Raw genomic sequence first — 23,164 nt, forward strand, 5'->3', positions numbered from 1 at the left:
CTGTTAACGGTATCGGTTTTATCGAGAATTGGTAGGAAATCCCTGAAAAAACCACCCGCACAAACCCATTACCTCAGCTTGCCATGCATTTTCCCAACAAGGCTTTCATGTGATCGGCACCCAATTCATTGACCCGTTGAATGTTATTGTCGGGAATCGCGTCGACATCCGGATAGGCATCAATCGCCGCTTCGAGGGAATCTTCACGCAACAGGTGCAGCATCGGATAGGGTGACCGGTTGGTGTAGTTTTCCGGATCGTCGCGGTCGGTACCGCCAAACTGATATTTGGGGTGAAAGCTGGCAATCTGGAAGATGCCTTCCAGCTCCAGCTCGATCAACAGCCCTTCGGCGACGCCCAGAAAATCGTTGTAATCGTAGAAGCTCTCGTAGATACGCGGATGAATCAGCAGCGTGGTCTCGATGCGGTCTTCTCCGGCCAGAAACACCAGCTCCTCCTGCAAGGCTTCGATCAACGCCGCTTCAGACGTCGCCTGTGTCACGCTGAACCGCACCCGGTTCTTAATCAGCTCACGCTTGGCAAACGGGCAGAGATTGAGGTCGATTACGACCTGCTCGACCCAGGCTCGGGTCTGGGCAATTACGGTGGTGTCGTCGTGCACTCGGCAAACCTTAATGGCATTGGATTCAGACCCTCAGTGTATCACGCCGGCTGAAAAGGCTTGACTTCAAACCCCGATCCCGTATCGTACTAGTACGCTAGTACACCCGCAAGCGACTGCACAACTGCAGCAGACACCCAAAACCGAACCGGTAGCTGACTTACCATGACTGAAGACCCGCATAAAACTGAACTCATCCGGCACTTGCTGGATATCGACAGCGCGGATGCCATGGACTCCGCACTGGAAAGCCTGCTAACCCCGGCCGAATACCAGGAAATCAGCAAGCGCCTGCAAATCTTCAAGTTACTGAACGAGGGTGTCGCGCATCGCAGAATTGCCGAATTGCTGGGCGTGGGAATCGCCACCGTATCGCGGGGCTCACGCGCCCTGCGCGATCCCCACTGATGTTGAATAACCGGAACCCACCTTGCCAGGATGCCTCTATGTCTGACGCCCCCGAACCCTTTACACTGCCGCGCAAACCACACTATGTGACGCTCGCAGCCGATTGCGATTTCTTTCAATTGTTCAAGAAGATCGAAAAGCAGTTCGATACCTGTTACATGCTCGAATCACTCGGTGAAGACAGCCATATTGCCCGACACTCCATCATTGGTTTCGATCCGGAATACACTCTGTACGCCAATGGCAATCAGCTCACCATTGAAGACCGAGCCGGCAAAGCCAACACCTACACCAGCAGCAACCCCTATGAACTGCTGCGCAGCCTGATGCCGCAAAACATCATCTCCCGCAAATACGCTGGCGGCCTGAGCGGCTACCTCGGCTACGATGCGATGCAGTATTTCGAGCCCACGCTCTCACTCAAAGCCAACGACGACTTCGATACGTTTCGGTTCGGCCTGTACAAAGACGGACTGATCCTCGACAAAATGACCGGTGAAGTCACCTACTTCTACTACGACAACAGCCGGTACGACTTTCTGCAGTCACTGATCGATTCGGACGACGTACCCAACGGGGAGCTGAAGATCACGGCTCTCGGCGATACCATGAGCCAGGCCGAACATGCCGCTGCGGTTGCCAAGGTCAAACAGGACATCGTCGACGGCAAGGTTTTTCAGTGCGAAGTGGGCTTCAAAAAACGGTTCAAAATGGAAGGCGACACCATCGCCCTGTACGAAAAACTGCGAGACATTAACCCGTCGCCGCAAATGTATTACGTGAAATTCGACGAGCAACGGCTGATTGGCGCCAGTCCGGAAATGCTGTTCCGCTTGCGCCAGGGCGAAATGGAAACTTTCCCGCTCGCCGGCACCACCAAGCGGGGCGCAACCGCCCAGGAAGACACCCAGTATGCGCGGACCCTGCTCAACGATCCGAAAGAAATTGCCGAGCACAATATGATTGTGGATCTGCACCGGAACGACATTGGTCGCGTTGCGCAATTTGGCACCGTCAAAGTGCGCAGCCTCATGGATATCAAACGGTTCAGTCACGTGCAACACATCTCCAGCGAAATCGTCGGCATCATGGCGGAAGGGGAAGACATGTTTACCGCACTGGCGAGCAATTTCCCGGCGGGCACACTGACCGGCGCACCGAAGATCGAGGCGATGAAGATCATCAATGATCTGGAGACCGACGGGCGTGGTCCCTATGGTGGTGCCGTTGGGCAGTTCTCGTTCAATGGAGACTGCACCTTCGCGATCCCGATCCGCACGGTATTTGTGAATGGCGAACGGGCCTATGTGCAAACTTGCGGGGGCAATGTCTACGACAGCAACGCTGAGGATGAATACGAAGAAATCCGCCGTAAATTCGCGGGCACACGCAAAGCCCTGGAGCCATTCATGTCGGGAGGGGAGCCCTCATGAAAATCCTGATCATCGACAACTACGACTCCTTCACCTATAACCTCTACCAGTTTATTGGTGAGATCCTCACCTCGGCCAAAAACCAACACACAATCGACGGCTTCGAGATCCTGGTTCGCCGTAACGATCAGATCAGCTTTGCCGAGATCGAGGCGATGTCACCGGACCGCATTATCATTTCACCCGGGCCGGGGTCGCCCGACGATGAACAGTATTTTGGGGTCTGTGCCGAAGTGATCGAAAAGCTGGGCAAGACCACGCCCTTGCTGGGCGTGTGTCTGGGTATGCAGGGCATTGTGCATGTGTTTGGCGGCCAGGTGGTGAAAGCGCCGCTGCCCATGCACGGCAAGATCAGCCCGGTGACGCATAGCGGTCTATCGGTGTTTCGCGGCGTGCCGGATCAGTTGGATGTGATGCGGTATCACTCTCTGATTGCCGCAGCCGAAACCTTGCCTGAGTGTTTGCAGGTTACTGCGGCGGTGGGTGACCTCAGTGCGGCTGATTTTGAAGACCGGGATCGTCTGGCCCGGGGCGGGAATTTTGAATTGATGGGCGTAAAACATCGCGATTATCCAATACACGGCATTCAGTTTCACCCGGAATCCTTTGCCACCGAGGGAGGCAAGGAATTGATTGCAAACTTTTGTTTTTTGAGAGTGAGCGCGGGTGAACTTTGATGGTTAATTGGAAAAAACCAGAAGTGAACCCTCTCCCCGGCCCTCTCCCGTGGGACGGGAGAGGGAGCGTTTAGTTGGTTGGAATATGACCCGTGCCTATTACTCGCGACGCTGCACTTTACAGTCCTCTCTCCACCCCTGGGGGAGAGAGCTAGAGAGAGGGGGACGGCGCAGCCGTAGGTTTGCTGACTATTGGCTTTAGCTGAACGGCGCCACAATTCCCAGGACGACCAACGCAGCAATAGCCGGCGCTGCCTGTACCCACAGTATTGTACGACTGACGGTAGCGGCGCCATAAAACCCGGCGACGATGACGCAACTGAGAAAAAAGATCATGACCGGTACACCCATCGTGCCGAGCAATAACCCCCAGACCAAACCAGCGGCCAGAAACCCATTATACAACCCCTGATTGGCGGCCAGCACCCGGGTTATTTCCGCCTTTTCCTTGCTCATGCCAAACACTTTACGGCCGATGGGCGATGTCCATAAAAACATTTCAAGAACCAGAAAAGCCAGGTGCAACAGAGCGACGATGGCCACCAGCGTTTGGGCAAGATTCATCACGAAGTTCCTTGTGTGAAAAACAGTTCAGTACGCGTTTAAGGCTTGGTAGCCGCAAGACAAAGATCAACGACTTCGTCGAAATCACCACAAATGGCGAGTGGACCAAACTGCTCCAACGGCACATTACCATGATAGCCGTAACTGACGGCAATGCCAGGCATGCCGATGGCTTGTGCCGGCTCCAGGTCGTTGGCGGAATCACCGACCATGATGGCTTCAATCGGCTCGATGCTGAATTCGGCACACACCTGAGTCAGACTTTGCGGGTCGGGTTTGGGGCGCTCGACCTCATCGCCACAGAGGACCCGGTCAAAAAAGGGCGCCAGGTCCAGTTCAGCCAGAAAGCGACCGGTGAAGTGCGAGCTTTTATTGGTGATACAAGCAAGCTTGAAACCCTGGCGTTGCAACTTGCTCAGTCCGGTTATGACACCGGGGTAAACATCGGCCTGAAACAGGGTGCGCTGATAAGCATCACGAAACAAGGCGTGCGCCAGACTGGCATCGTCTTCATAGCCACGACTGTACAGCCCCCGTTCAACCAGTTTTTCCGGACCGTTACCCACCCAGCGACGCACCTCATCGATGCGGCAACCATCGCCGGTCAGCGTGTGCAGCACTTCATCGAGCGCGGCGTGTATCCCGCGCGCGCTGTCAACGAGAGTGCCGTCCAGATCAAACAAAATGGCTTTGGCCCGGGTCACAGGCTGAAGCCGTAACGGTCGGCCAGGAAATAGGCGATGGCGCTGTCGGTATTCCTGCCAATTATACCGGTCGACACGGCTTTGACTTCATCGAGTGCGTTTTCCATGGCATAGGCTTCATCGGCCAGCTTGAACATGCTGACATCGTTGTCTGAGTCGCCAAAGCAGACCAGGCGTTTGGCCCCGGTTTGCCGCTGCAGAAATTTAACGGCGTCACCCTTGGTACCGCTGATGTGGTGAATGTCCATCCAGTAGTAACCGTCGCGATACATATCGGGGCCGGCGTAGACCTGAACGTTGGGCATGTCCGCCAGTTCTTCGGCCATGTACAACACTTTTGCGTTCTCTGTAACGGCGAACACATTCAGAATCTGTTCCTGAATCGATGAAAAGTCGGCGTTCAACTGAACGTTGATTGCCTGGCTTTCCATGTATTTTGCCCAGGCTTCTTCACGCTCGGTGCCGATACGGCGAATCACGGCGCCGATGCGATCTTCGTGGTCCAGCGTATTGAGCCAGGGGTTGATGCCATGCACTTCCAGACGGCGGCAAACTTCAACCAATTCCATCGGGTCCATCGGCTGGGCATTGATGCGCACGTTCTCATTCAAATCCCAGATCAGCACGCCGTTCTTGTAGGCCTGGGGGTGACGGAACCGCACATCGGGCAAGGCTTCGCGCCCGCCGTGTGGCATGCGACCCGTAGCGACCGTCCAGGCTACGCCCAGTTCGTCGAGCTTGTTGAGCGCCGTGCGCGTCAGTTCGGTAATGCAATGTTCGCCATCGATCAGGGTGCCGTCGAGGTCAAAAACCAATAATTCTTCCACAGGATCTCCCGGGTGAAGGTGGTGCCTTCAGGCACCAGGGTGTTAAGGCGGTCGTACTGCGACGTGATCAGGCGCTGCGCGTCATGGCCAGTTCCCGGCGCATCTCATTGATGCGGGTGGCGTAATCATCCGCGTTAAAAATGGCAGACCCGGCCACGAAAGCATCGGCACCGGCCTCGGCCACCGCCCGAATGTTATCGACTTTGACACCACCGTCGACTTCCAGACGAATGTCCCGGCCTGAAGCTTTTATACGGGCGCGGGCGTCACGCAGTTTATCGAGGGCCGAGGGTAAAAAGGACTGGCCGCCAAAACCGGGGTTCACCGACATGATCAGCACCTGGTCGATCTTGTCCATCACGTAGTCGAGGTAATGCAACGGCGTGGCCGGGTTAAACACCAGGCCGGCCTTACAACCACCGTCACGAATCAACTGCAGCGACCGGTCGATGTGATCACTCGCTTCCGGGTGAAAGGTGATGATACTGGCGCCGGCCTCAATAAAGTCGCCGATCAGCCGATCTACTGGAGATACCATAAGATGCACGTCGATCGGGGCGGTGACGCCATGGTTGCGCAACGCCTTGCATACCATGGGGCCTATGGTGAGGTTGGGCACATAATGGTTGTCCATCACATCGAAGTGGACCCAGTCGGCACCGGCGTTCAGAACGGCATCCACTTCCTCGCCCAGGCGGGCAAAATCGGCGGACAAAATGGAAGGGGCTATGACAAAATCGGACATTTCGGGGCGTCTCACGGCTGGCGGAACGCCCATTCTAGTGACTGCCAGAGGGAGGTCAAACGCCAATGTGCCCGATCGCCGATAAAACCCGGGTCTCGTTGTGATACGGCGCGTCTCTGTGTGCGGCCTGATCAGCCTCTGCGCCTTACTGGCTGTTAGCACCGGCAGTTCCGCCGAAGCACTGGCCCAGGCGCGTGCCAACCATCTGAACGACCTCGCTGAGGCCCTGACCAACCCCCGGGGCGATGAGGAAGTCGTCATTCTGGGAGAAGGCGACGGGGCGTTTCTGGGGCTTAGCCTGCAACAACGCACAGCCACCCCACAGGGCGCGGTGCTGATACTGCACGATGAGGGTCACAACCCGGACTGGCCGGTGCATTTGCAGCAAGCGCGGCGTTTTTTGCCCGACGTTGGCTGGAATACCCTGTCCATCGCGCTGCCCCTGGTCGGCGGGTACGCCACCGACCCGGATGCAACGCTCAATCGCATCGCGCTGGGCTTGCAGCGTCTGAACCAGGACGGCCAGTTCAATCTGGTGATTCTGGGCTACGGGGAAGGCGCCTACTGGGCGGCCCGCTACCTGTCAGAGCGCCTGACTCCGGATCAGGACATCGGCTATGGGTTGATGATGGTCAACGCCAAAACCATCGAGCCCGACCTGCCCGAATTGATCGGCAGCCTCAACATTGCCATTCTCGACTGGGTATCCGAGGACTCTCCAGCGGCTTTTCGCGCCGCCAGCGCTCGCCGGGCAGAAGCCCGACGCAATGGCCTTGAGCGCTACACTCAGATTCGCGACCCGGACCAGGCCTCTTTCTACAATCAGGCCACCCCCAATCGCACCACTCGCCGGCTCTGGGGCTGGTTGCGCACCCGGATGGCCGGGCGCGAAGGTGAGGTTCAGATGGTTGAGGAGTAAGGGTCAGTTGCACCTAAAGGTGCCAGGAGGTCGTAGCAGATAAGTAAGATGGCCAACTATTTGCCAACAAAGGGGTCAATCACAGGCGCATCTGGGCTATGCTTTTCCGCTGTGGCATGACCACGCTGTTATCGGGACCTCAGGAGCGCAGTATGACGACCCCCGACCCTTCTTTAGCTAGCCAATTGGACCAGGTGGATAGACCCTTATCTGCCTGGAGCGTGGATTCAACCAGTGATTTGCTGGTCCGGCTGGCCCGGGAAACCACCGTAGCCGGGCTAATGCATCGAATTCTGAAAGAAGCCCGTCTGCTGACCGGGGCCGAGGGTGGCACCTTTTATCAGTTGGATGAAAGCGCGGATTCACCCCGGCTGGTCTTCAAAGCCATTCACAACACGGTGCTCGGGCTGGAAAGCCGGGACCCGGCCCAACTGAGCCGGTGGCCCGCCATTCCTTTGTACCATCACCAGCCCGGTGAATCCGAAAGCGGTCAGCCGAACCACCAGAATGTCGCCTCCTGGGTCGCGCTGACACGGCAGGCCGTCAATATCGATGATGTCTACCAGACCGGTGATTTCGACTTCTCCGGCACCCGCCACTTCGATTCCGAACACCGCTATCGCTCGCGGTCGATGCTGACCCTGCCACTGTTGAACCATGAAGACCGGGTCATCGGTGTGTTGCAACTGATCAACGCACGCACCCCGGAAGACGACAGCCGCCCGTTCACCGACGACGACCAGCGCACGGTGCAGGCCATGGCCAAGTTTGCGGCGCTGTCGCTCGACAATCAATTGCTGGTGCAAAGCCACAAAGACCTGCTCGATGCTTTTATTCAGGCGCTGGCCCGCATTATTGATGTTCGCTCCTCCCACACCTCAGCCCATTGCGAGCGCATTCCGGTGCTGACCGAGATGATGGCGCGCGCCGCCTGCGAGGAAACCGACGGCTACTTCGCCGACTTTGGCCTGAACGATGACGAATGGTATGAACTGCACGTGGCTGCCTGGTTGCACGACTGCGGCAAGCTGGCCACCTCGGAAACGATTCTGAACAAGGGCCGCAAACTGCAAAGTCTGCTCGACGGTTTTGATACCGTAGCCGCGCGTTTTGCCGCCACCATGGCGCAGTCGGCCAACGCTGCCGACGTTGAGGCACTGCGTCAGGATCTGGCGTTTCTGGAGCGGGTTAATCGCGGCGGTGAATACATGCCCGAATCAGACAAGGATCGGGTTCGGGCCATTGCCACCCGGACCTGGCAGGACGCCTGGGGCACATCGCAGCCACTGCTGAACGACACAGAAGTCACCAATCTGTGCATTACCCGGGGCACACTAAACGACGAAGAGCGCCAGGCGATCAACCGCCACATCGACATCACCATCGACATTCTCGAACAACTGCCCTTCCCGCCCAAATTGCGCCGGGTGCCGGAATACGCTGGCGGCCACCACGAACGCATGGACGGGCGCGGCTTTCCGCGCGGTCTGACCCGGGAGCAGATGTCGATTCCGGCCCGTATCATGGGCGTGGCCGATGTGTTCGAAGCCCTGACCGCCAAGGAGCGGCCCTACAAACCGCCGATGCCGCTGAGCCAGGCGTTCTCCATTCTGCAATCGATGCGCGACGACCAGCACATCGACCCGGACGTCTTTGACCTGTTTCTGCGCAGCGGCAAGTGGAAAGACTATGCCGAACATTACTTGCTGCCAGACCAGAACGATGTGGATGACGTCACGCCGTATCTGGCCACCAACAACATCAGTACCACCAGCCCGGTCAGCAAGCCGTAAAACAGCGTCGTAGCCTGCCAGGCCAATAGAAAACTGGCCAGCAAGGCGCCAACGGCCGCCGCCAGATCGCGCCAGAAGGTGAAGCCGTTCAGGCTGTGATGACGATCGTGATCGCTCAGTGCCTCATCCGACAGTCGCTTGGGCACCAGAATCATGTAGAGGCCATGCCCGACAATGGCGAATACACTGGACCAGAGCACCTGGGTCACCGCCATCAACCCTCCGGCAAGCAGCATCAGCGCCACCGAGACACCGAGCAAAAGGCGCTCGGATACCCAGTGACTGACACGAATGGACGCCACACCCACCAGCATATTGAACAACCGCTTGGCCACCAGCAGCCAGGCTGTCATCGCCAGTGCCGCCGCCGTTGACCAGCCCGCCAGCACCAGCAGCGGTGCCAGCACTACTGTCCAGACGCCGTCGAACAGCAGGCAGGTCACAAAGGTTAACCGGTGCCAGGCAGTAGGCCAGGGAAACCGGGCCTTTGCCGGTGCCTGAGCGTCAGCCCTGGCCCGCGGCAACGCCAGAGCCGGCAACAACGCCACCAGACAGAGCCCACTGGCGAGCAAAAGCACCGCCTCAATGCTGATGTATTCCACCAGTAAGGGCGCGACCAGCAGCACCGACAACGGGCCAACTTCCTGCAAGCTGGTGTACCAGCCGAGGTTCGTCATACGCCGCTCCGGCTCATGGGTCGCATAATGCAAGCAGCCAAGCCGCATCAGCGCATAGGCCATGCCCCACAGCAAGCGGGCCAGCAACAAGACCCAGGGGCTGGCAAGCATCAGAAACGCCAGGCTGGCCAGCGTCGCCAGTGCCACGGCTTGCAGCATGGCCGTGCGCGGACCAAACCGTTCGAACCAGGGCAACAGCCAGGGGTTGATCAGCAACCGGACGAAACGATTGGCCGACAATAAAACCCCGACCCAGATCAGCGTCAGACCGAAGTCGGCAAAATACAGAGGCAGCAGTAAGTACAGGACCGAATCGGACACCAGCGCCAGCGTCAGCACCAGACTGGCCAGCACCGTTGGCTGGCTGTGATGATGAATCAGGCGCAGCACGAGCGGTTGGCGACCGAAGGCTCGCAACAGGAGGCGTCAGCCACCCGGGGCTGATAATCCGCCTTGTTCTCGGAAAACCGGTGGGTGAGCATGGCCGACTGGTTGCGCAACAGCAGCGTCATCCGAAACAGCTCTTCCATGACATCCACAACCCGATCGCGATAGGGCGATTCCTTCATCTGCCCATCGGCATCGAACTCCTGAAAGGCCTTGGGCACCGACGACTGATTGGGGATGGTGAACATCCGCATCCAGCGGCCCAGAATGCGCAGCGCGTTGACCACGTTAAAGGATTGTGAACCGCCGTTAACCTGCATCACCGCCAGTGTCTTGCCCTGAGTCGGCCGGATCGCCCCGTCGCTGAGCGGAATCCAGTCGATCTGGTTTTTGAACACCGACGACACCGCACCGTGAATCTCCGGCGAACACCAGACCATGCCCTCGCTCCACTGCGCCAGTTCCCGCAGCTCAACGACCTTGGGGTGATCCGTTGAAACCCGGTCGCACACCGGCAGACCTTCAGGGTCATATACCCGAACCTCGGCGCCAAACTGCGCCAGCATGTGAGCGGCGTTCAGCGCCAGCTTGCGGCTGTTCGACTCCTCCCGCAAGGAGCCATACAGCACCAGAATGCGCGCCGCATGGCTATTGGGTTGCTGGTAACCCTGCTGCAACTGACCGAGGGTACTCTCCAGGCTGTGGTCGGGAATCAGTGCCATAATGCCTCCATATTTCCAGATATATCGAATTTAATAGCCAAAAAAATGCCCGAAACCGTCAGCAACCGCTCTCGGTGCAACATTCTTCCATCAGGTAACCGATCAGGGTGTTCAGCCGGTCGTACTGAGCGAAACAGCGCAGTACCCGACCTTCGCGAACCTGCTTCACCAGGCCCACCTGCACCAGTCGACTCAGATGATGCGACAGCGTAGAGCCCGGCACATCCAACTGCTGCTGCAACTGAGCGACCGGCGCCCCGCCATGGCCAGCGCGCACCAGCAGACGATACAGCCCCAGACGAGTCGGATGGCCCAGTTCAGCCAGTTGATCGGCCGCTTGTTCGAGTGTGAGTGTTGTCATGGGAGGAGTATTCACCCGGCAGAGGTGATCGTCAATATATTTCTAGTAATATCGAAATATACGAAAAAACCACTGTATCAGTGTCAGGCCTGCCAGGGTGTCATGAGTCAGACATTCATGCCTATTCTACCACGTGCAGTCCCAAGGACTGTCGGGTTCGCCTGCTGAAGGCCGTTAGACCGCATGGACTAAAACGCCGGGAGCGTTTTAGCATGAGCGTAGCGAGCCCGAAGGGTGAATCCCATGGAGGGGATTCATACCCGGTCTTCGAGCTTACATGGAAGTATTTACAGCGTGCCTTCAGCAGGCGTGCGCGACAGTCCGACTGGCACCGTAATAGAGGCTGCCACCAAATCGGTTTATCTGAGGAATGTCTGACTCATGACGCCCGAACAAGCCACCCTGGCAAACATTGCGGCCGTTTCACATGTCAGAGGTCAGGTCTTTCAAAAACTCGATGAACAACCGGGTCTTGGCGCTGAGCATGCGGCGACTGGTATAGACCGCTGAGGCTTTGGCCATCAGGTCCAGCTCCATATTCTGCGCCACCTGCACCAGCTCGCCACGCTCTATGGCGCTGCGGCAGTAAAGCGATGGCAGCAAGCCGACGCCTGAACCGGCGATGACGGTATCGCGCACCATAATCGGGTCGGTGGTCTCGATCGAGGCCTGAATCTCCACCTTGTGCTTGTCGCCCTGATAACGCATCGGCAGGGCCGTCTTGTTGTAGCGGCGCTCACAGACATGCACCTGCTCAACCAGTGCATCCAGACCCGGAAAGGTATGGCCAGCCGCATAGGTCGACGGGCTGGCCACCCAGATCAGAGGGGTTTCAAACAGGGGCACGGCAATAAGCTCGGAATCCGGCAGATCACCCACCTGAACCGCCAGGTCGATGTGCTCGCCGATCAGGTCCACGGCTGTTGGTGTCACCTGAATGTTGAGCTGAATTTCCGGATACTGTTTATTAAAGCGGTGCAGATGCCCGGCCAGCACGTCGCGGCTGAATGCCATTGGCAGTGAAATGGTCAGTTCACCGCTGGGGGTATGGCTCAGACCGTTCATGTGCGCGTCGGCCGCTTCGACCTGTTCCATAATAAGCTGACAGTGTTTGAAGAACACCTCGCCTTCACTGGTCATCCGCATCTGTCGGGAGTTACGCTCCAGCAAGCGTACCTGCAGATCGTCTTCCAGACGCTGTACGAACCGGCTCACGCTCGACTTCGGCATGCGTAACGAACGGGCTGCAGCCGAAATACCTTCTTTTTCCACAACGGCCACAAAAACGGGCAAATCAGATATGTTCCACTTCATGAACGAAACGTCCTAATGTTATAGGTTGTCCCAAATTGTGCGCTTAACTAGTCTGGTTGTCACCCCCATAGCGTAGCTAAGTTCACGCTGGCTAGCTGCAGCCCGGATACACCCTGAATCCGGCCCAGCAGAGACACCGACTATACTGGTACTGCACAGACGCTGCCGAATAGTGACACACCATTCAACATTGAGAGAGTGACCCATGAACCGCGAGTACCGAGACATACCGGGAACCTACGTGATGGATGGCCAGCATTGCCGAAAAGGCTACCATCTGAACATGTTCTGCATGTCCCTGAACAAGGCCGAAAACCGCGATGCGTTTCGCGAAGACGAAGCGGCCTACCTGGCAACATTCAAGCTGACCGACGAGCAGAAAAAAGCCGTCCTGGAACGGGACTGGCTGGGCATGCTGCGTCTGGGCGGCAACATTTATTACACCTTCAAACTGGCCATTTTCGACGGCCGGTCCATGCAGTTCGTCGGCGGCGCCATGTCCGATGTAACTGAAGAACAGTTTCGTCAAATGATGATCTCTGGCGGTCGGTCGGTTGAAGGTAATCGCAGTAAAAAAGAACAGGAGCAGTCGAATGGCTAGAATAGTAACCGGGATAGGCACCTCACACGTGCCGTCCGTTGGCGCCGTAATCGACAACGATAAAGAACAGGAAGCCTATTGGAAGCCTCTGTTCGATGGCTACCAGCCAGCGCGTGACTGGATTCAGGACAACATGCCCGACGTAGCGATTGTGGTCTACAACGACCACGCTTCTGCCTTCGGCCTGAACCTGATTCCTACCTTCACCCTGGGTGTGGCCGATGAATTTCCGCCCGCCGATGAAGGCTATGGGCCGCGCAAGGTGCCCACTGCTGTGGGTGACCCGGACCTGGCCTGGCATCTTGCCGAGTCGCTGATTCTCGATGAATTCGACATGACCATCGCCAACGAGATGTCGGTCGATCATGGTTGCACCGTGCCGCTGTCGATCATGTTCGACAAACCCGAGCAGTGGCCATGCAAGATTATCCCGTTGTGCGTGAACGTCATTCAGTACCCGCCTCCAACGGGCAAACGTTGCTACGATCTGGGCAAGGCAATTCGCAAGGCGGTCGAAGCCTACGACAAAGACATCAAGGTCGCGATTTTCGGCACCGGTGGCATGTCGCACCAGTTACAGGGCGAGCGCGCCGGTCTGGTTAACCCTGAATTCGACAATTCGTTTCTCGATCGTCTGACCACTGACCCTGTCAGCCTGACCAAAATCCAACACGTCGAATACATGCGTGAAGCGGGCTCGGAAGGCATTGAACTGGTGATGTGGCTGATCATGCGCGGCGCCATGGGCGACGATGCCACCGAAACCTACAAGTTTTATCACGTGCCGGCATCCAACACCGGTGCGGGCTTGATTGTGCTGGAAGATGGTAGTCAGAAATAATCGGAATTACTGGTACAACATACTGGTTCAAGTTTCGGAGTTAGCACCATGCAAGCGGCGGGTGCCGGTGGTGCCTCTGCGGGGAAGTCCGCAACATGGATGTTGCGGTCTAGGCCCCATGGATGGGTTTACGCCGACCCCGCAGAGGCACCACCGGTAGCCGACGCGGACGATAGGCACCCAGGGCGACCTAACTCCGGAACTTGAGCGACAAAGACAACAACACTGGAGACGGCCATGATCATCGATTGCCATGGACACTACACCACCGCACCGTCGGAGCTGGGCGATTACCGTGACAAGCAAAAGGCGGAGCTGAAGAACGACCCGATGTTTCAGACCACCAAAGGCATTCTGAACATCACCGACGATCAGATTCGCGACAGCATTAAAAACAACCAGCTCAAGCTGCAGCAGGAACGCGGCACCGATCTGACCATCTTCTCGCCGCGCGCCAGCTGGATGGGCCATCATGTTGGCAACGAAAGCACCAGCGTCGCCTGGACCGAGCACTGCAACGACCTGATTCGCCGCGTCTGCGATCTGTTTCCTGAGAACTTTGCACCCGTCGCCCAGTTGCCACAAAGCGCCAACGTGAAACCGGATGCGGTGGTGCGTGAGCTTGAGCGCACCGTCAACGAAATGGGCTTTATCGGTTGCAACCTGAACCCGGATCCGTCTGGTGGTTACTGGAAAGACAAGCCGCTGCACGACAAGTTCTGGTACCCGATCTACGAAAAAATGAGCGAGCTGAACATTCCGGCAATGATTCACGTTTCCGGTTCGTGCCACGACTGCTTTCACACCACCAGTTCCTATTACCTGAGCGCTGACACCACCGCCTTTGTGCACCTGATGATGTCCGACCTGTTCAAGGACTTCCCGGACCTGAAGTTCATCATCCCTCATGGTGGCGGTGCCGTGCCTTACCACTGGGGCCGGTTCCGGGGTATCGCTCAGGATCAGGGTTTCGATCTGGAAGAGAAGGTACTGAACAACATTTACTTCGATACCTGCGTCTACCACCAGGAAGGCATCGATCTGTTGCTCGACGTCATTCCCACCAAGAACGTGCTGTTCGCCTCGGAAATGATTGGTGCGGTGCGAGGCGTTGACCCGCGCACCGGCCACTATTTCGACGACACCAAACGCTACATCGACGGCAACACCAAGCTCAACGCCGCCGAGAAGAAGATGGTGTTTGAAGACAATGCCCGCGCTGTATTCCCGCGGCTCAACGCCTGATTTCCTGCCCAGCCAACCCACTCTCTTGTGTTGTGCTTTCTGACCCGCCACTGGCGGGTCTTTTTTAACCGTCGCTTGAACTCAGCGTCACCTTGTCGGAGGATACGCCCTGATTTTTACGATGGGTCTGCCCGTCAGGAACCACAATGCCCCGCACACTGATCCGACTCGTCGCCCTGGTTGCGCTGCTGATTGTTCTGGCGATTATGTGGCGTTATCTGGCCAGCACCGGCGTGCTGACGGCAGAACAGCTTGAACACTGGATTGGCCGACTGGAGACCGTTCGGTCATCGCCCTGGGGTCTGCCCGCCGCGATGGTTGTCTATGTCGTCGCGCTATTGCTGGCCTTTCCGCTGACCTTGCTGGTGGTGCTAACCGGGCTATTGTTTGGCCCCTGGTGGGGGTTGCTGTACGCCAGTCTGGGCACGCTGAGTTCTTCGGGAGTAACGTTCTGGCTGGGCCATTTACTGGGGCAAGCGCCTCTGGAGCGCCATAGTGGCAAACACCTGAAGGCGCTGTCCGGGTACATGAGCGAGCGCGGAGTTCGGGCCATGATTCTGATTAACCTGCTACCGTTGGCTCCCTTTACGTTCACCAACCTGATGGCGGGCGCGTTCAACATGCCTTTTGGCCGTTATATGGTCGGTTCGGCTATCGGTATTATTCCGGGGCTGGCTTTTGTTACGGTGCTTGGCGGGCAAGCCAGTCGAATGCTTCAGGCTGAAAACAATCAGGACCTGTTCTTCGCCATCGCTGTTCTGGTGATTGTCGCCCTGCTGTTCGCCACTGTTATCGTGTTGGCACGGCGCTATCGCAATCGCTCTGCTTGATGGCCCGTCAAGTCAACTCCTTTGCTCGCCGCGCCAGCAACTCGCTGTAAAACCGGTTGATGTGCTCAGCAAAGGCCTCTGTATCGTGGTGACTGGCCAGGGTCACGGCCCGCTGTGAAAATTCGGCGCGGATGTCGTCATGCTCGATAAGGTAACGCACGCGTTCAACCCACAGATCGACCCGCTCAAAGGTTTTAAAACCGGTCTGACCATCCTGAATAACATCATCGGTACCGCTGGAGCGAACGGCCACCACAGGCAAGCCGGCCGCCATCGCTTCAAGAATCACCATCCCCTGAGTTTCTGACTTGGATGCAAACACAAAGACATCGGCCATCTGGTAATAATCGGGAATGGTCTCGGGGCTAACCGCTCCTACCAGAGTCACGTTGTCCTGCAAACCGAGGGCTTCAATCTTCTGTTCAAGCACCGGACGTTCGTCACCCTCACCGACCAGCAGCAACCGCACCGTCAGTTCGGTTTGCGAGCGCAATTGATGCAAAGCATCTACGATAAACCCGACGTTTTTTTCTTTGCCCAACCGAGACACACTGACCAGTACACGGTCAGTCTCTGCGATTTTATAGTGCTCCCTGAGTTGGGCAATCCGGTGTTCATCGCGCCGATTGAACCGCTCAAAATCAATGCCGGTCGGTTGCACACACACCGGAGATTTGACACCGATCAGGCGCAGGTATTCTTCGGTTGATACGGTCGGCACGACAACGCCATCGCAGCGGTTGCAAAAACGTCGAATCAGTTCGTGGGAAATAACATTGCGAAAGATTCGACCCGGCAAAGGCACGTAGTGCGCATACATCTCAAGACGTGTGTGATAGGTGTATACCGAAGGCACTTTATTGCGCCGGGCCAACCACAAGCCAATGGACCCCAACCAGAAAGGATGGTGCAGGTGCACAATATCCGGCTTGAACTGCCGAAACAGTTTGAAGATACCCGGTTGCAATACATTGGCCAATCGAAACTCCCGTTTACTGCCGAACGCGGCCAGCGTCTTGACCTGCAACGTATCTGTCCTGGGTTCGCCTTCCTCATCGTAGCGCGGGGCAACCACTTTTACCTCGTGCCCCTGGGCCGTTAAGCCTCTTAACAAACGCTCGATCGATATAGTGACGCCCGATATAAATGGAAAAAAGTTGTTGGTGAAAAATAGTATTCGCTTGGGCTGATCGCGCCAGGGAGTGTCGTCAATCGTGTACTGAGAATAAAAATCACGGTCTTCGAATAGGGTCTCGCGTAACTTGAGGCCGACCAGAACCAACAGGCTGACGATAATCAGAAAGCGCCCAAAGCTGACGTAAAAAAAGGTATAAATCGAAGACCAGACGCTTTCGACGGTTCGATACCAGGAGGTTTCAAAGACATCAAGGTGCCGCACCTCAGCTATTACTTCATCGGCTTCTACACGAATACGCAGATAATGATGAAAGCTGTTCTCATCGTCGATGATCAGACCGCCGCCACCGCCGGTGGTTATATAGCGCACGCCATCGATGGTCTGGTCGTAATAAACCGACAGTTGTGACGAGAACACGATGTCGACCTGATGCGACTCAAACAGGGCTCTCATCTGAGCACCAACCCGTTCGTTGCCAAAGTAGTTGTCTTGCTGAAACATGGGCGTGTTATGCACCGGCGGGTGCACCGGAGAGCCTATAAACACAAAATGATGGTCCGCTTCAGACGTCGACAACTCGTGCTCCAGCCAATCGAGCTGCCAGTTGTAGGCCGTGTTGTCGGTACTGTCGAGAAACAAGAATTTGGTATTGGCCGCTGTGAAGGAATAAAAATGAGGGCCGTATTGCTCATAAAACCGGAGTCGACCCAGTTCACTGTCTTCATTTTTGCCGTAGGTCAGCAACCAGGGCTGGTTGAGATACGAGAAAATGGTGTATACCGAACGGTAGTTTTCAGCCGCCCCACCACTGACGGCATTGCCCGCTGACACAGTGAACTCCGAGTCACTGGCATTGATGACTGGAATGATCTGATCCTGAAAGATACTGACCGAGTTGTTCACATTACCGACCACAGAAAACTCAAAACGGGTGCGATCTTCGAGTCGCGCCTGAATCCGCTCGATTTGGCCTGCGTGCATGGAGCTGACTTTCGGTTCGGAAAAGTTCAGATACAGCTGATACGCCACTAACGCGGTGATTACACCGATATTGATGTAATACAGTGTCCGTTTGGTTGATTTGCGCACGAGCTGACACCCATTCCCTGTTGAACAGTGGCCAGTATGGAGTCTCTGTCAGGCCCCGTCCATGTCTGCTTATCGCTGTACTTCGTGTTAGCGAGGTGAAAAGAAGGTGCCAGAAATCGCCCCGGACTGTTACATTGTGTGTGCTGCTCAGCCAACATTACTGGCTTTTGCACTAAATGCTGACAAACTGGCGAGCACAGATCATACAAAAACCATCGCCCCAGCGCGACCAGGCAGGTAAGATGTTGAGTACTTGGACCTTTATGAAGCGCTTCGCGCGGTCACCTTTGGCCATTGGCAGCATTGTGCCCAGCAGCCGGTTTCTGGTCGCCCGAATGCTGGAAAGCGTAGACTGGGATCAGGCCAACAGCATCATTGAACTGGGCGCCGGTACCGGCGTTATCACGGCCGCCATCGATAACCAGCGCAGGCCCGGGTCCACCTTCATCAGTTTTGAGCGCGACGATGACATGCGCCGCGAGCTCAATGCCCGTTTTCCCGATGTTCACACCCACCACGATGCTTTTATGTTACGCGAGGTACTGGCCAAACAGACCCTGGGCAGCGTCGACTGCGTGATTTCCGGCTTGCCTTTCGCCAATTTTGACGATGCTCAGCGCACCGCTCTGTTTTCCGACATTCATGCAGCCCTTCGACCGGGCGGCGTGTTCATTGCGTTTCAATACACCCGACTGTTGCAACCCTACTTTCTCTCCGTCTATGGCCGCTATGAGTGCAAGCGGGTACTGATCAATGTGCCTCCGGCGCTGGTCTACTTCTGCACGAAACAATCCGCCTCCTAGCAGGGAGCTAGCTGCATTCCATCCGGAATCAATGACCTCGCAAACATCACATTCGCCAGACTGTCGCAGTCGGGATCCAGGCAGCGTTCCCCCAAACCTCGACAGCCTCAACGTACGAACGCCGGTGCAACAGTGCGTACTAACCATGAAACGCGGTAAAAACGTACACTGCGCAGCACACTGATCAGCGGAGAGCCTCATGAAGAACCTGAAAGACACCCATCGCATCGGCCTTGGCTGCATGAACCTGTCCCATGCCTATGGCCCCAGGCCGTCTGAGGCAGACGCCATCACCTTTTTGAACGAAGCGTTGGATCTTGGCTACGATCACTTCGATTCAGCGGCTCTCTATGGCTTTGGCAGCAACGAGTCGCTGCTGGGCAAAGCCGTCATGCATCGCCGGAACGAGTTTTACCTGGCCAGCAAGTGTGGCATGTTCAAAGACGAGACCGGCCAGCGTTCGATCGATGGTCACCCCGACGTCATCAAGAAAACCTGCGAAGATGCCCTGCGCCGCCTGAACACCGAGGTGATCGACCTCTACTACCTGCACCGCTGGGACAAGCGCATCCCGATTGAAGAAAGTGTGGGCGCCATGGCCGACCTGGTACAACAGGGTAAAGTGCGACACCTGGGTCTATCGGAAGTGTCAGCCGACACCTTACAAAAAGCCCATCGTGAACACCCGATCACCGCCTTGCAGACTGAGTATTCGCTGTGGAGCCGAAACCCCGAAATTGCGGTATTGCGCGCCTGCGAAGAACTCGACGTCACCTTTGTTGCTTTCAGCCCATTGGCTCGTGGCTATTTGAGCGCTGAACTGACTGACCCGAATCAGCTTCCCGACACCGACATTCGCCGCAAGATGCCCCGTTTTTCAGACGAGCACTACCCGAAGAACCTGGCTTTGTTGGACCCGGTCAAGGCGATCGCGGCAGACCTCGGTATTACGCCGGCTCAACTGACCCTGGCCTGGGTGTTGAACCAAACCCCGACCATAGCTGCCATTCCCGGTACCACCCGGCTCGACCACGCACGGGACAACCTGGCCGCTGCCAAAATAACGCTCAGCGATGACGTGCTTGACGAACTCGACCAGGCGGTCAACCTCGATACCGTCAGCGGCCCGCGCTATGGCAAGGCTACCCTGGCTGAAATTGATACCGAATTGTTTGACGGCGAAACAGACTAATTTGCCAACTGCATAGCCACCCGGCGAATGTGTCCGGCCAGTATGGCACTGGTCGGTGTCAGTGGGCTTTCCCGTCGCTGCACCAGGTAGAGATCCTGTGTCGGTAGCGGGTCACTGATGGGTAACTCGGTTAACACATCCGCATAGAGGGGCTGACGACCGAACTTGGCTGGCAGCAATGTCACGGCATCGGAATCGAGCAGGAATGCCAGGGTACTGGTCAGCGAGTAGGATTCCATTTGAGGGGGTGGCGCACTCAAACCAAAGTGTCGAAACAGGTCAACCACCAAGGGACTGACGTGCGTACCTGCCCCAACGTGCAACCAGGGTGCGCTGATCAATTCATCGAGGTGGCGACAGTGGCGGAACCGGCCGTCTTTGCGGGTCACCACTGCCATGTCCATACGTTGCAGAGGCTCTGTCTGAAACTCGCTATCGGGCAGGGCCTGCCACAGCGGTGATACGGCAAAGTCCAGACTCCCACTGCGCAACCGCTCTACAGCCTGCTCCTGCATGCCTTCATAGATATCCAGCCGCACGCCAGGGCAATCACGCTGGAACAGCCCAACCGCACGGGCAACCCAGTCAACTGACGAGGCGGGTGCCAACATGATACGGACGACACCTTCGCGCTCTCCGCGCATCTGCGCCACTTCTCCAACCGCTCGCTGAGTTTCATTCACAATGGTGCGCGCGCGACGCGCAAAAGCTTCACCATAGACTGTGAGTGTTACACCCTGTGCACTGCGCTTGAGCAATGCGACGCCCAGCTCCTCCTCTAATTGGCGCAATTTGCGCGATACCCCCGGCTGCGACAGCCCCATTTGACGAGCAGCCGCACGAATACTGCCGTGCGTCAGCGTCGCCAGAAACGTTTCTATCAGCTCAAGCTTCATGCGCACCTATTATAATTTGTTATCACCTGCCCTATATTCGCATCTTATGGCATAACCTAACCAGTGCTATTGTGCTTATGCAATCCGTTATCACGCTTTCTGGTCACACTTTTCCAGAAGTCAAAAAACAGGTTACCGGCGACAAGCGAGCCTGACTACTGCCATACCGCGGAGGCCCCAGACATGATTGAATCAAAAACCCAGGTTGCCATTATTGGCGGCGGACCCAGTGGCATGCTGCTTTCACTGCTGCTGCATCAGGAAGGCATCGACAACGTTGTGCTCGAACGCTCGACACGGGAGCACGTTCTGTCACGGATTCGAGCCGGTGTTCTGGAGTGGAGTACGGTCGAGCTGTTACGTCGGGCAGGGCTGGGCACGCGCATGGATCTCGAAGGCCATGTTCACAATGGCACCCGGGTCGCCTGGGGCGGTGCACACACACTGTTGTTCGACATCCACACCTATACTGACCGCCATTTTATGGCTTATGGCCAGACCGCCATTACCGAAGATCTTTATCAGGCACACGATGCCCTTGGGTCTGATGTTCAGCATCAGGTTGACCAGGTCGAACTGCACGATCTAACCGACCAACCCTACGTGACCTATACGATCAATGGGCAGGCACACCGACTCAACTGCGAAGTGATTGCCGGGTGCGATGGGTTTCACGGCGTGTCGCGTGGAGCCATACCAGCCAGCGTGCAGCGTAATTTTGAAAAAGTATATCCATTTGGCTGGATGGGTGTCCTGTCGGAGACTCCGCCATTGGACGACATCTGGTACATTCAGCACCCCGACGGTTTTGCACTGGCGTCACAGCGAAGCCCGATGCTGAGCCGGTACTATGTACAGTGTGATCTGAACGATCGAGTACAGGACTGGTCAGACGAACGGTTCTGGCAAACCCTTCTGGAACGCATGCCACCTGAGCTGGCTGCATCCGTGGTTACGGGCCCATCCATTGAAAAATCAATCGCACCGCTGCGCAGTTTCGTCACTGAACCCATGCGCTACGGTCAGTTATTTCTCGTGGGTGATGCCGCACACATCGTGCCTCCGACAGGTGCCAAAGGGTTGAACCTGGCCATGTCGGACGTCTATTACCTGTGGCGCGCCCTGGTAGGCCGCTACCGGGAAAACAGTGAACACCTGGCCGACCGCTATTCACAGGTTGCGCTGAAGCGAGTCTGGGATACCACCCGCTTCAGTTGGTGGGTGACCACCCTCCTGCACCGCTTCCCGGACCAAACCGACTTTGACATGCGTACCCGTTTGTCTGAGTTACAATATATGTCGGAATCACCGGTGGCCATGCATCAGTTGGCAGAGCAGTATGGCGGTTTTCCAATTGAAGATTGGGGCTGATTAGAAAAACAGTTGGGCAACCCCAACCCCGCTGGTAACCAGCAACACCCAACCGAGGCCCTGGTAGAAGCGCGAGGCCTCGGCCTCCAGCAGGCGCGTATGAAAACGCAACCCCATCACGTGGCCGATGGCTGCCGCCGGCAGTAACCACAGCTGGTGAATCAGTTGCAGATCGACATCAAAGGCTATAAACGCTGTCAGTTTGATGCACACCAGAACAAACCAGAGCACAAACAAGGTATCGCGCAATTGAAAGCGAGGGATCTTTTGCGACACCACAGCGATGATCAGTGGTGCCCCCACCAGCGATGTACCACTGATATAACCGCCCAGCGCCAGAAACACGCCATCTAGCCACCGGCTGTTGCTGCGAAACGGTGTGCGCAGTATATAGGTGATGGAATACAGCCCGACAATCACGAAAATAATACCGCTCATCACCGCATCAGGCAGCGTCAATAGCCCGAATACACCAATCAGCTTTGGCACCAGCATAATCAGGATCACGGTGCGCAGGTAGCGCCAGTTGATCGACCCCTCCTTCACTTCGCCATCGCTGGACGCTTTGGTCTGACGATGGCTCTGCCAAACGGTAATCGACGAAAACACCAGAAGATGAATAGCAATAATGGGCAGGAAAACGACCGGCCGGTCACTGATCAGCAACAGAAACGGCAACGCCAGGGCCGCGCCGCCAAAACCAAGACCCGAGCGGACGAAACCGCTCCAGACAAAGGTGAGAAAGATGCCAGTCAGTTGCAACCAGGATAAATCAGCCACAGCAGGCTCCGTCGGATGGGGGAGCACAGTGTAACCGTCTGTCAGAAAATGTCAGCGATGAAACCAGTCAAGTTTCGGAGTTCGCACATACTGAGCGTCGGCTGCCTGTGGTGCCTCTGCGGGGTAGTCCGCAGCAGGGACTAAAACGCCGGGAGCGTTTTAGCATGAGCGAAGCGAGCCCGAAGGGTGAATCCCAGGGAAGGGATTCGTATCCTGCGGTCTAGG

24 protein-coding genes are annotated in these 23,164 nt (G+C 56.6%); 12 read left to right on the top strand and 12 right to left on the bottom strand.

What is annotated here, in order from left to right; translation table 11 throughout:
* Positions 1-73: 73 nt before the first annotated feature.
* The gene (locus tag G565_RS0111110; RefSeq protein WP_028670991.1) at positions 74-622 is read right to left on the bottom strand and encodes a DUF1415 domain-containing protein; all 549 of its coding nucleotides are present in this window, start codon (positions 620-622) and stop codon (positions 74-76) included.
* 165 nt (positions 623-787) lie between these two features.
* On the opposite strand from G565_RS0111110, the gene G565_RS0111115 reads away from it, so the two are divergent.
* The 3 genes from G565_RS0111115 to G565_RS0111125 are packed head-to-tail and all read left to right on the top strand — an operon-like array spanning position 788 to position 3,140.
* Positions 788-1,030 (top strand): Trp family transcriptional regulator, encoded by a 243-nt coding sequence (locus tag G565_RS0111115; protein WP_028670992.1) that lies wholly within the window; start codon positions 788-790, stop codon positions 1,028-1,030.
* A 38-nt stretch (positions 1,031-1,068) separates the two neighbouring features.
* A complete protein-coding gene (locus G565_RS0111120) occupies positions 1,069-2,463 on the top strand; it encodes an anthranilate synthase component I family protein (RefSeq protein ID WP_028670993.1) in 1,395 nt (464 codons plus the stop codon).
* Positions 2,460-3,140 carry an anthranilate synthase component II gene (locus G565_RS0111125; RefSeq protein WP_028670994.1) on the top strand — a complete coding sequence of 227 codons (681 nt, stop codon included), beginning with the start codon at positions 2,460-2,462 and terminating at the stop codon, positions 3,138-3,140. The genes G565_RS0111120 and G565_RS0111125 overlap by 4 nt, the downstream gene beginning before the upstream one ends.
* A gap of 198 nt (positions 3,141-3,338) precedes the next feature.
* Here G565_RS0111125 and G565_RS0111130 read toward each other — a convergent pair whose 3' ends face one another.
* The 4 genes from G565_RS0111130 to rpe form a co-directional block, all read right to left on the bottom strand.
* Entirely contained in the window at positions 3,339-3,704 is a 366-nt protein-coding gene (locus G565_RS0111130) for a DUF1304 domain-containing protein (RefSeq protein WP_028670995.1), read from the bottom strand.
* 38 nt (positions 3,705-3,742) lie between these two features.
* Positions 3,743-4,408, bottom strand: a complete 666-nt coding sequence (locus G565_RS0111135) for an HAD-IA family hydrolase (RefSeq protein WP_028670996.1) — start codon at positions 4,406-4,408, stop codon at positions 3,743-3,745.
* Positions 4,405-5,235 carry an HAD-IIB family hydrolase gene (locus tag G565_RS0111140; RefSeq protein WP_028670997.1) on the bottom strand — a complete coding sequence of 277 codons (831 nt, stop codon included), beginning with the start codon at positions 5,233-5,235 and terminating at the stop codon, positions 4,405-4,407. Before G565_RS0111140 ends, G565_RS0111135 begins: the two co-directional genes overlap by 4 nt.
* A 67-nt stretch (positions 5,236-5,302) precedes the next feature.
* Complete coding sequence (gene rpe, locus G565_RS0111145) at positions 5,303-5,980, bottom strand: ribulose-phosphate 3-epimerase (protein WP_028670998.1); 678 nt, start codon at positions 5,978-5,980, stop codon at positions 5,303-5,305.
* A gap of 100 nt (positions 5,981-6,080) precedes the next feature.
* Between rpe and G565_RS0111150 the strand changes: the two genes are divergently transcribed.
* On the top strand, positions 6,081-6,899 hold the full coding sequence (locus tag G565_RS0111150) for a DUF3530 family protein (protein ID WP_084649339.1): 819 nt from the start codon (positions 6,081-6,083) through the stop codon (positions 6,897-6,899).
* Between the two features lie 152 nt (positions 6,900-7,051).
* Positions 7,052-8,692, top strand: a complete 1,641-nt coding sequence (locus tag G565_RS23865; protein WP_051207785.1) for an HD domain-containing phosphohydrolase — start codon at positions 7,052-7,054, stop codon at positions 8,690-8,692.
* On the opposite strand, the gene G565_RS26380 is transcribed toward G565_RS23865, so the two are convergent.
* The 4 genes from G565_RS26380 to G565_RS0111185 all read right to left on the bottom strand — a co-directional run bounded on the left by G565_RS26380 (position 8,599) and on the right by G565_RS0111185 (position 12,153).
* Positions 8,599-9,786, bottom strand: coding sequence for an MFS transporter (locus G565_RS26380; protein WP_169579640.1), 1,188 nt, complete (start codon positions 9,784-9,786; stop codon positions 8,599-8,601). The genes G565_RS23865 and G565_RS26380 overlap by 94 nt on opposite strands.
* The gene (arsH, locus tag G565_RS23870; protein WP_084649342.1) at positions 9,747-10,478 is read right to left on the bottom strand and encodes an arsenical resistance protein ArsH; all 732 of its coding nucleotides are present in this window, start codon (positions 10,476-10,478) and stop codon (positions 9,747-9,749) included. The genes G565_RS26380 and arsH overlap by 40 nt, the downstream gene beginning before the upstream one ends.
* 58 nt (positions 10,479-10,536) lie before the next feature.
* Complete coding sequence (locus G565_RS0111180) at positions 10,537-10,839, bottom strand: ArsR/SmtB family transcription factor (RefSeq protein WP_028671002.1); 303 nt, start codon at positions 10,837-10,839, stop codon at positions 10,537-10,539.
* Positions 10,840-11,262: 423 nt separating this feature from the next.
* Entirely contained in the window at positions 11,263-12,153 is an 891-nt protein-coding gene (locus tag G565_RS0111185; RefSeq protein WP_028671003.1) for a LysR family transcriptional regulator, read from the bottom strand.
* A gap of 205 nt (positions 12,154-12,358) precedes the next feature.
* Between G565_RS0111185 and ligA the strand changes: the two genes are divergently transcribed.
* From ligA to G565_RS0111205, 4 genes are all read left to right on the top strand, one after another.
* Entirely contained in the window at positions 12,359-12,754 is a 396-nt protein-coding gene (gene ligA / locus G565_RS0111190) for a protocatechuate 4,5-dioxygenase subunit alpha (RefSeq protein WP_028671004.1), read from the top strand.
* Positions 12,747-13,595, top strand: coding sequence for a class III extradiol dioxygenase subunit beta (locus G565_RS0111195; RefSeq protein WP_028671005.1), 849 nt, complete (start codon positions 12,747-12,749; stop codon positions 13,593-13,595). Before ligA ends, G565_RS0111195 begins: the two co-directional genes overlap by 8 nt.
* A gap of 237 nt (positions 13,596-13,832) precedes the next feature.
* Positions 13,833-14,840 carry an amidohydrolase family protein gene (locus tag G565_RS0111200; RefSeq protein ID WP_028671006.1) on the top strand — a complete coding sequence of 336 codons (1,008 nt, stop codon included), beginning with the start codon at positions 13,833-13,835 and terminating at the stop codon, positions 14,838-14,840.
* Positions 14,841-14,986: 146 nt separating this feature from the next.
* Positions 14,987-15,670, top strand: a complete 684-nt coding sequence (locus G565_RS0111205; RefSeq protein ID WP_028671007.1) for a TVP38/TMEM64 family protein — start codon at positions 14,987-14,989, stop codon at positions 15,668-15,670.
* 7 nt (positions 15,671-15,677) lie between these two features.
* Here the strand turns inward: G565_RS0111205 and G565_RS0111210 are convergent, their stop codons facing one another.
* A complete protein-coding gene (locus tag G565_RS0111210; RefSeq protein ID WP_028671008.1) occupies positions 15,678-17,897 on the bottom strand; it encodes a glycosyltransferase in 2,220 nt (739 codons plus the stop codon).
* 242 nt (positions 17,898-18,139) lie between these two features.
* Between G565_RS0111210 and G565_RS0111215 the strand changes: the two genes are divergently transcribed.
* Entirely contained in the window at positions 18,140-18,700 is a 561-nt protein-coding gene (locus G565_RS0111215; protein WP_028671009.1) for a class I SAM-dependent methyltransferase, read from the top strand.
* 199 nt (positions 18,701-18,899) lie between these two features.
* Positions 18,900-19,892 (top strand): aldo/keto reductase, encoded by a 993-nt coding sequence (locus G565_RS0111220; protein ID WP_037338888.1) that lies wholly within the window; start codon positions 18,900-18,902, stop codon positions 19,890-19,892.
* Here the strand turns inward: G565_RS0111220 and G565_RS23875 are convergent.
* Complete coding sequence (locus G565_RS23875; protein WP_051207787.1) at positions 19,889-20,788, bottom strand: LysR family transcriptional regulator; 900 nt, start codon at positions 20,786-20,788, stop codon at positions 19,889-19,891. The genes G565_RS0111220 and G565_RS23875 overlap by 4 nt on opposite strands.
* 183 nt (positions 20,789-20,971) lie before the next feature.
* On the opposite strand from G565_RS23875, the gene pobA reads away from it, so the two are divergent.
* The gene (gene pobA, locus G565_RS0111230) at positions 20,972-22,159 is read left to right on the top strand and encodes a 4-hydroxybenzoate 3-monooxygenase (RefSeq protein ID WP_028671011.1); all 1,188 of its coding nucleotides are present in this window, start codon (positions 20,972-20,974) and stop codon (positions 22,157-22,159) included.
* On the opposite strand, the gene G565_RS0111235 is transcribed toward pobA, so the two are convergent.
* Positions 22,160-22,939, bottom strand: a complete 780-nt coding sequence (locus G565_RS0111235) for a TSUP family transporter (protein ID WP_028671012.1) — start codon at positions 22,937-22,939, stop codon at positions 22,160-22,162.
* Positions 22,940-23,164: the final 225 nt, after the last annotated feature.

It is taken from the genome of Saccharospirillum impatiens DSM 12546 (genome assembly GCF_000423605.1).
GTDB classification, from domain to species: domain Bacteria; phylum Pseudomonadota; class Gammaproteobacteria; order Pseudomonadales; family Natronospirillaceae; genus Saccharospirillum; species Saccharospirillum impatiens.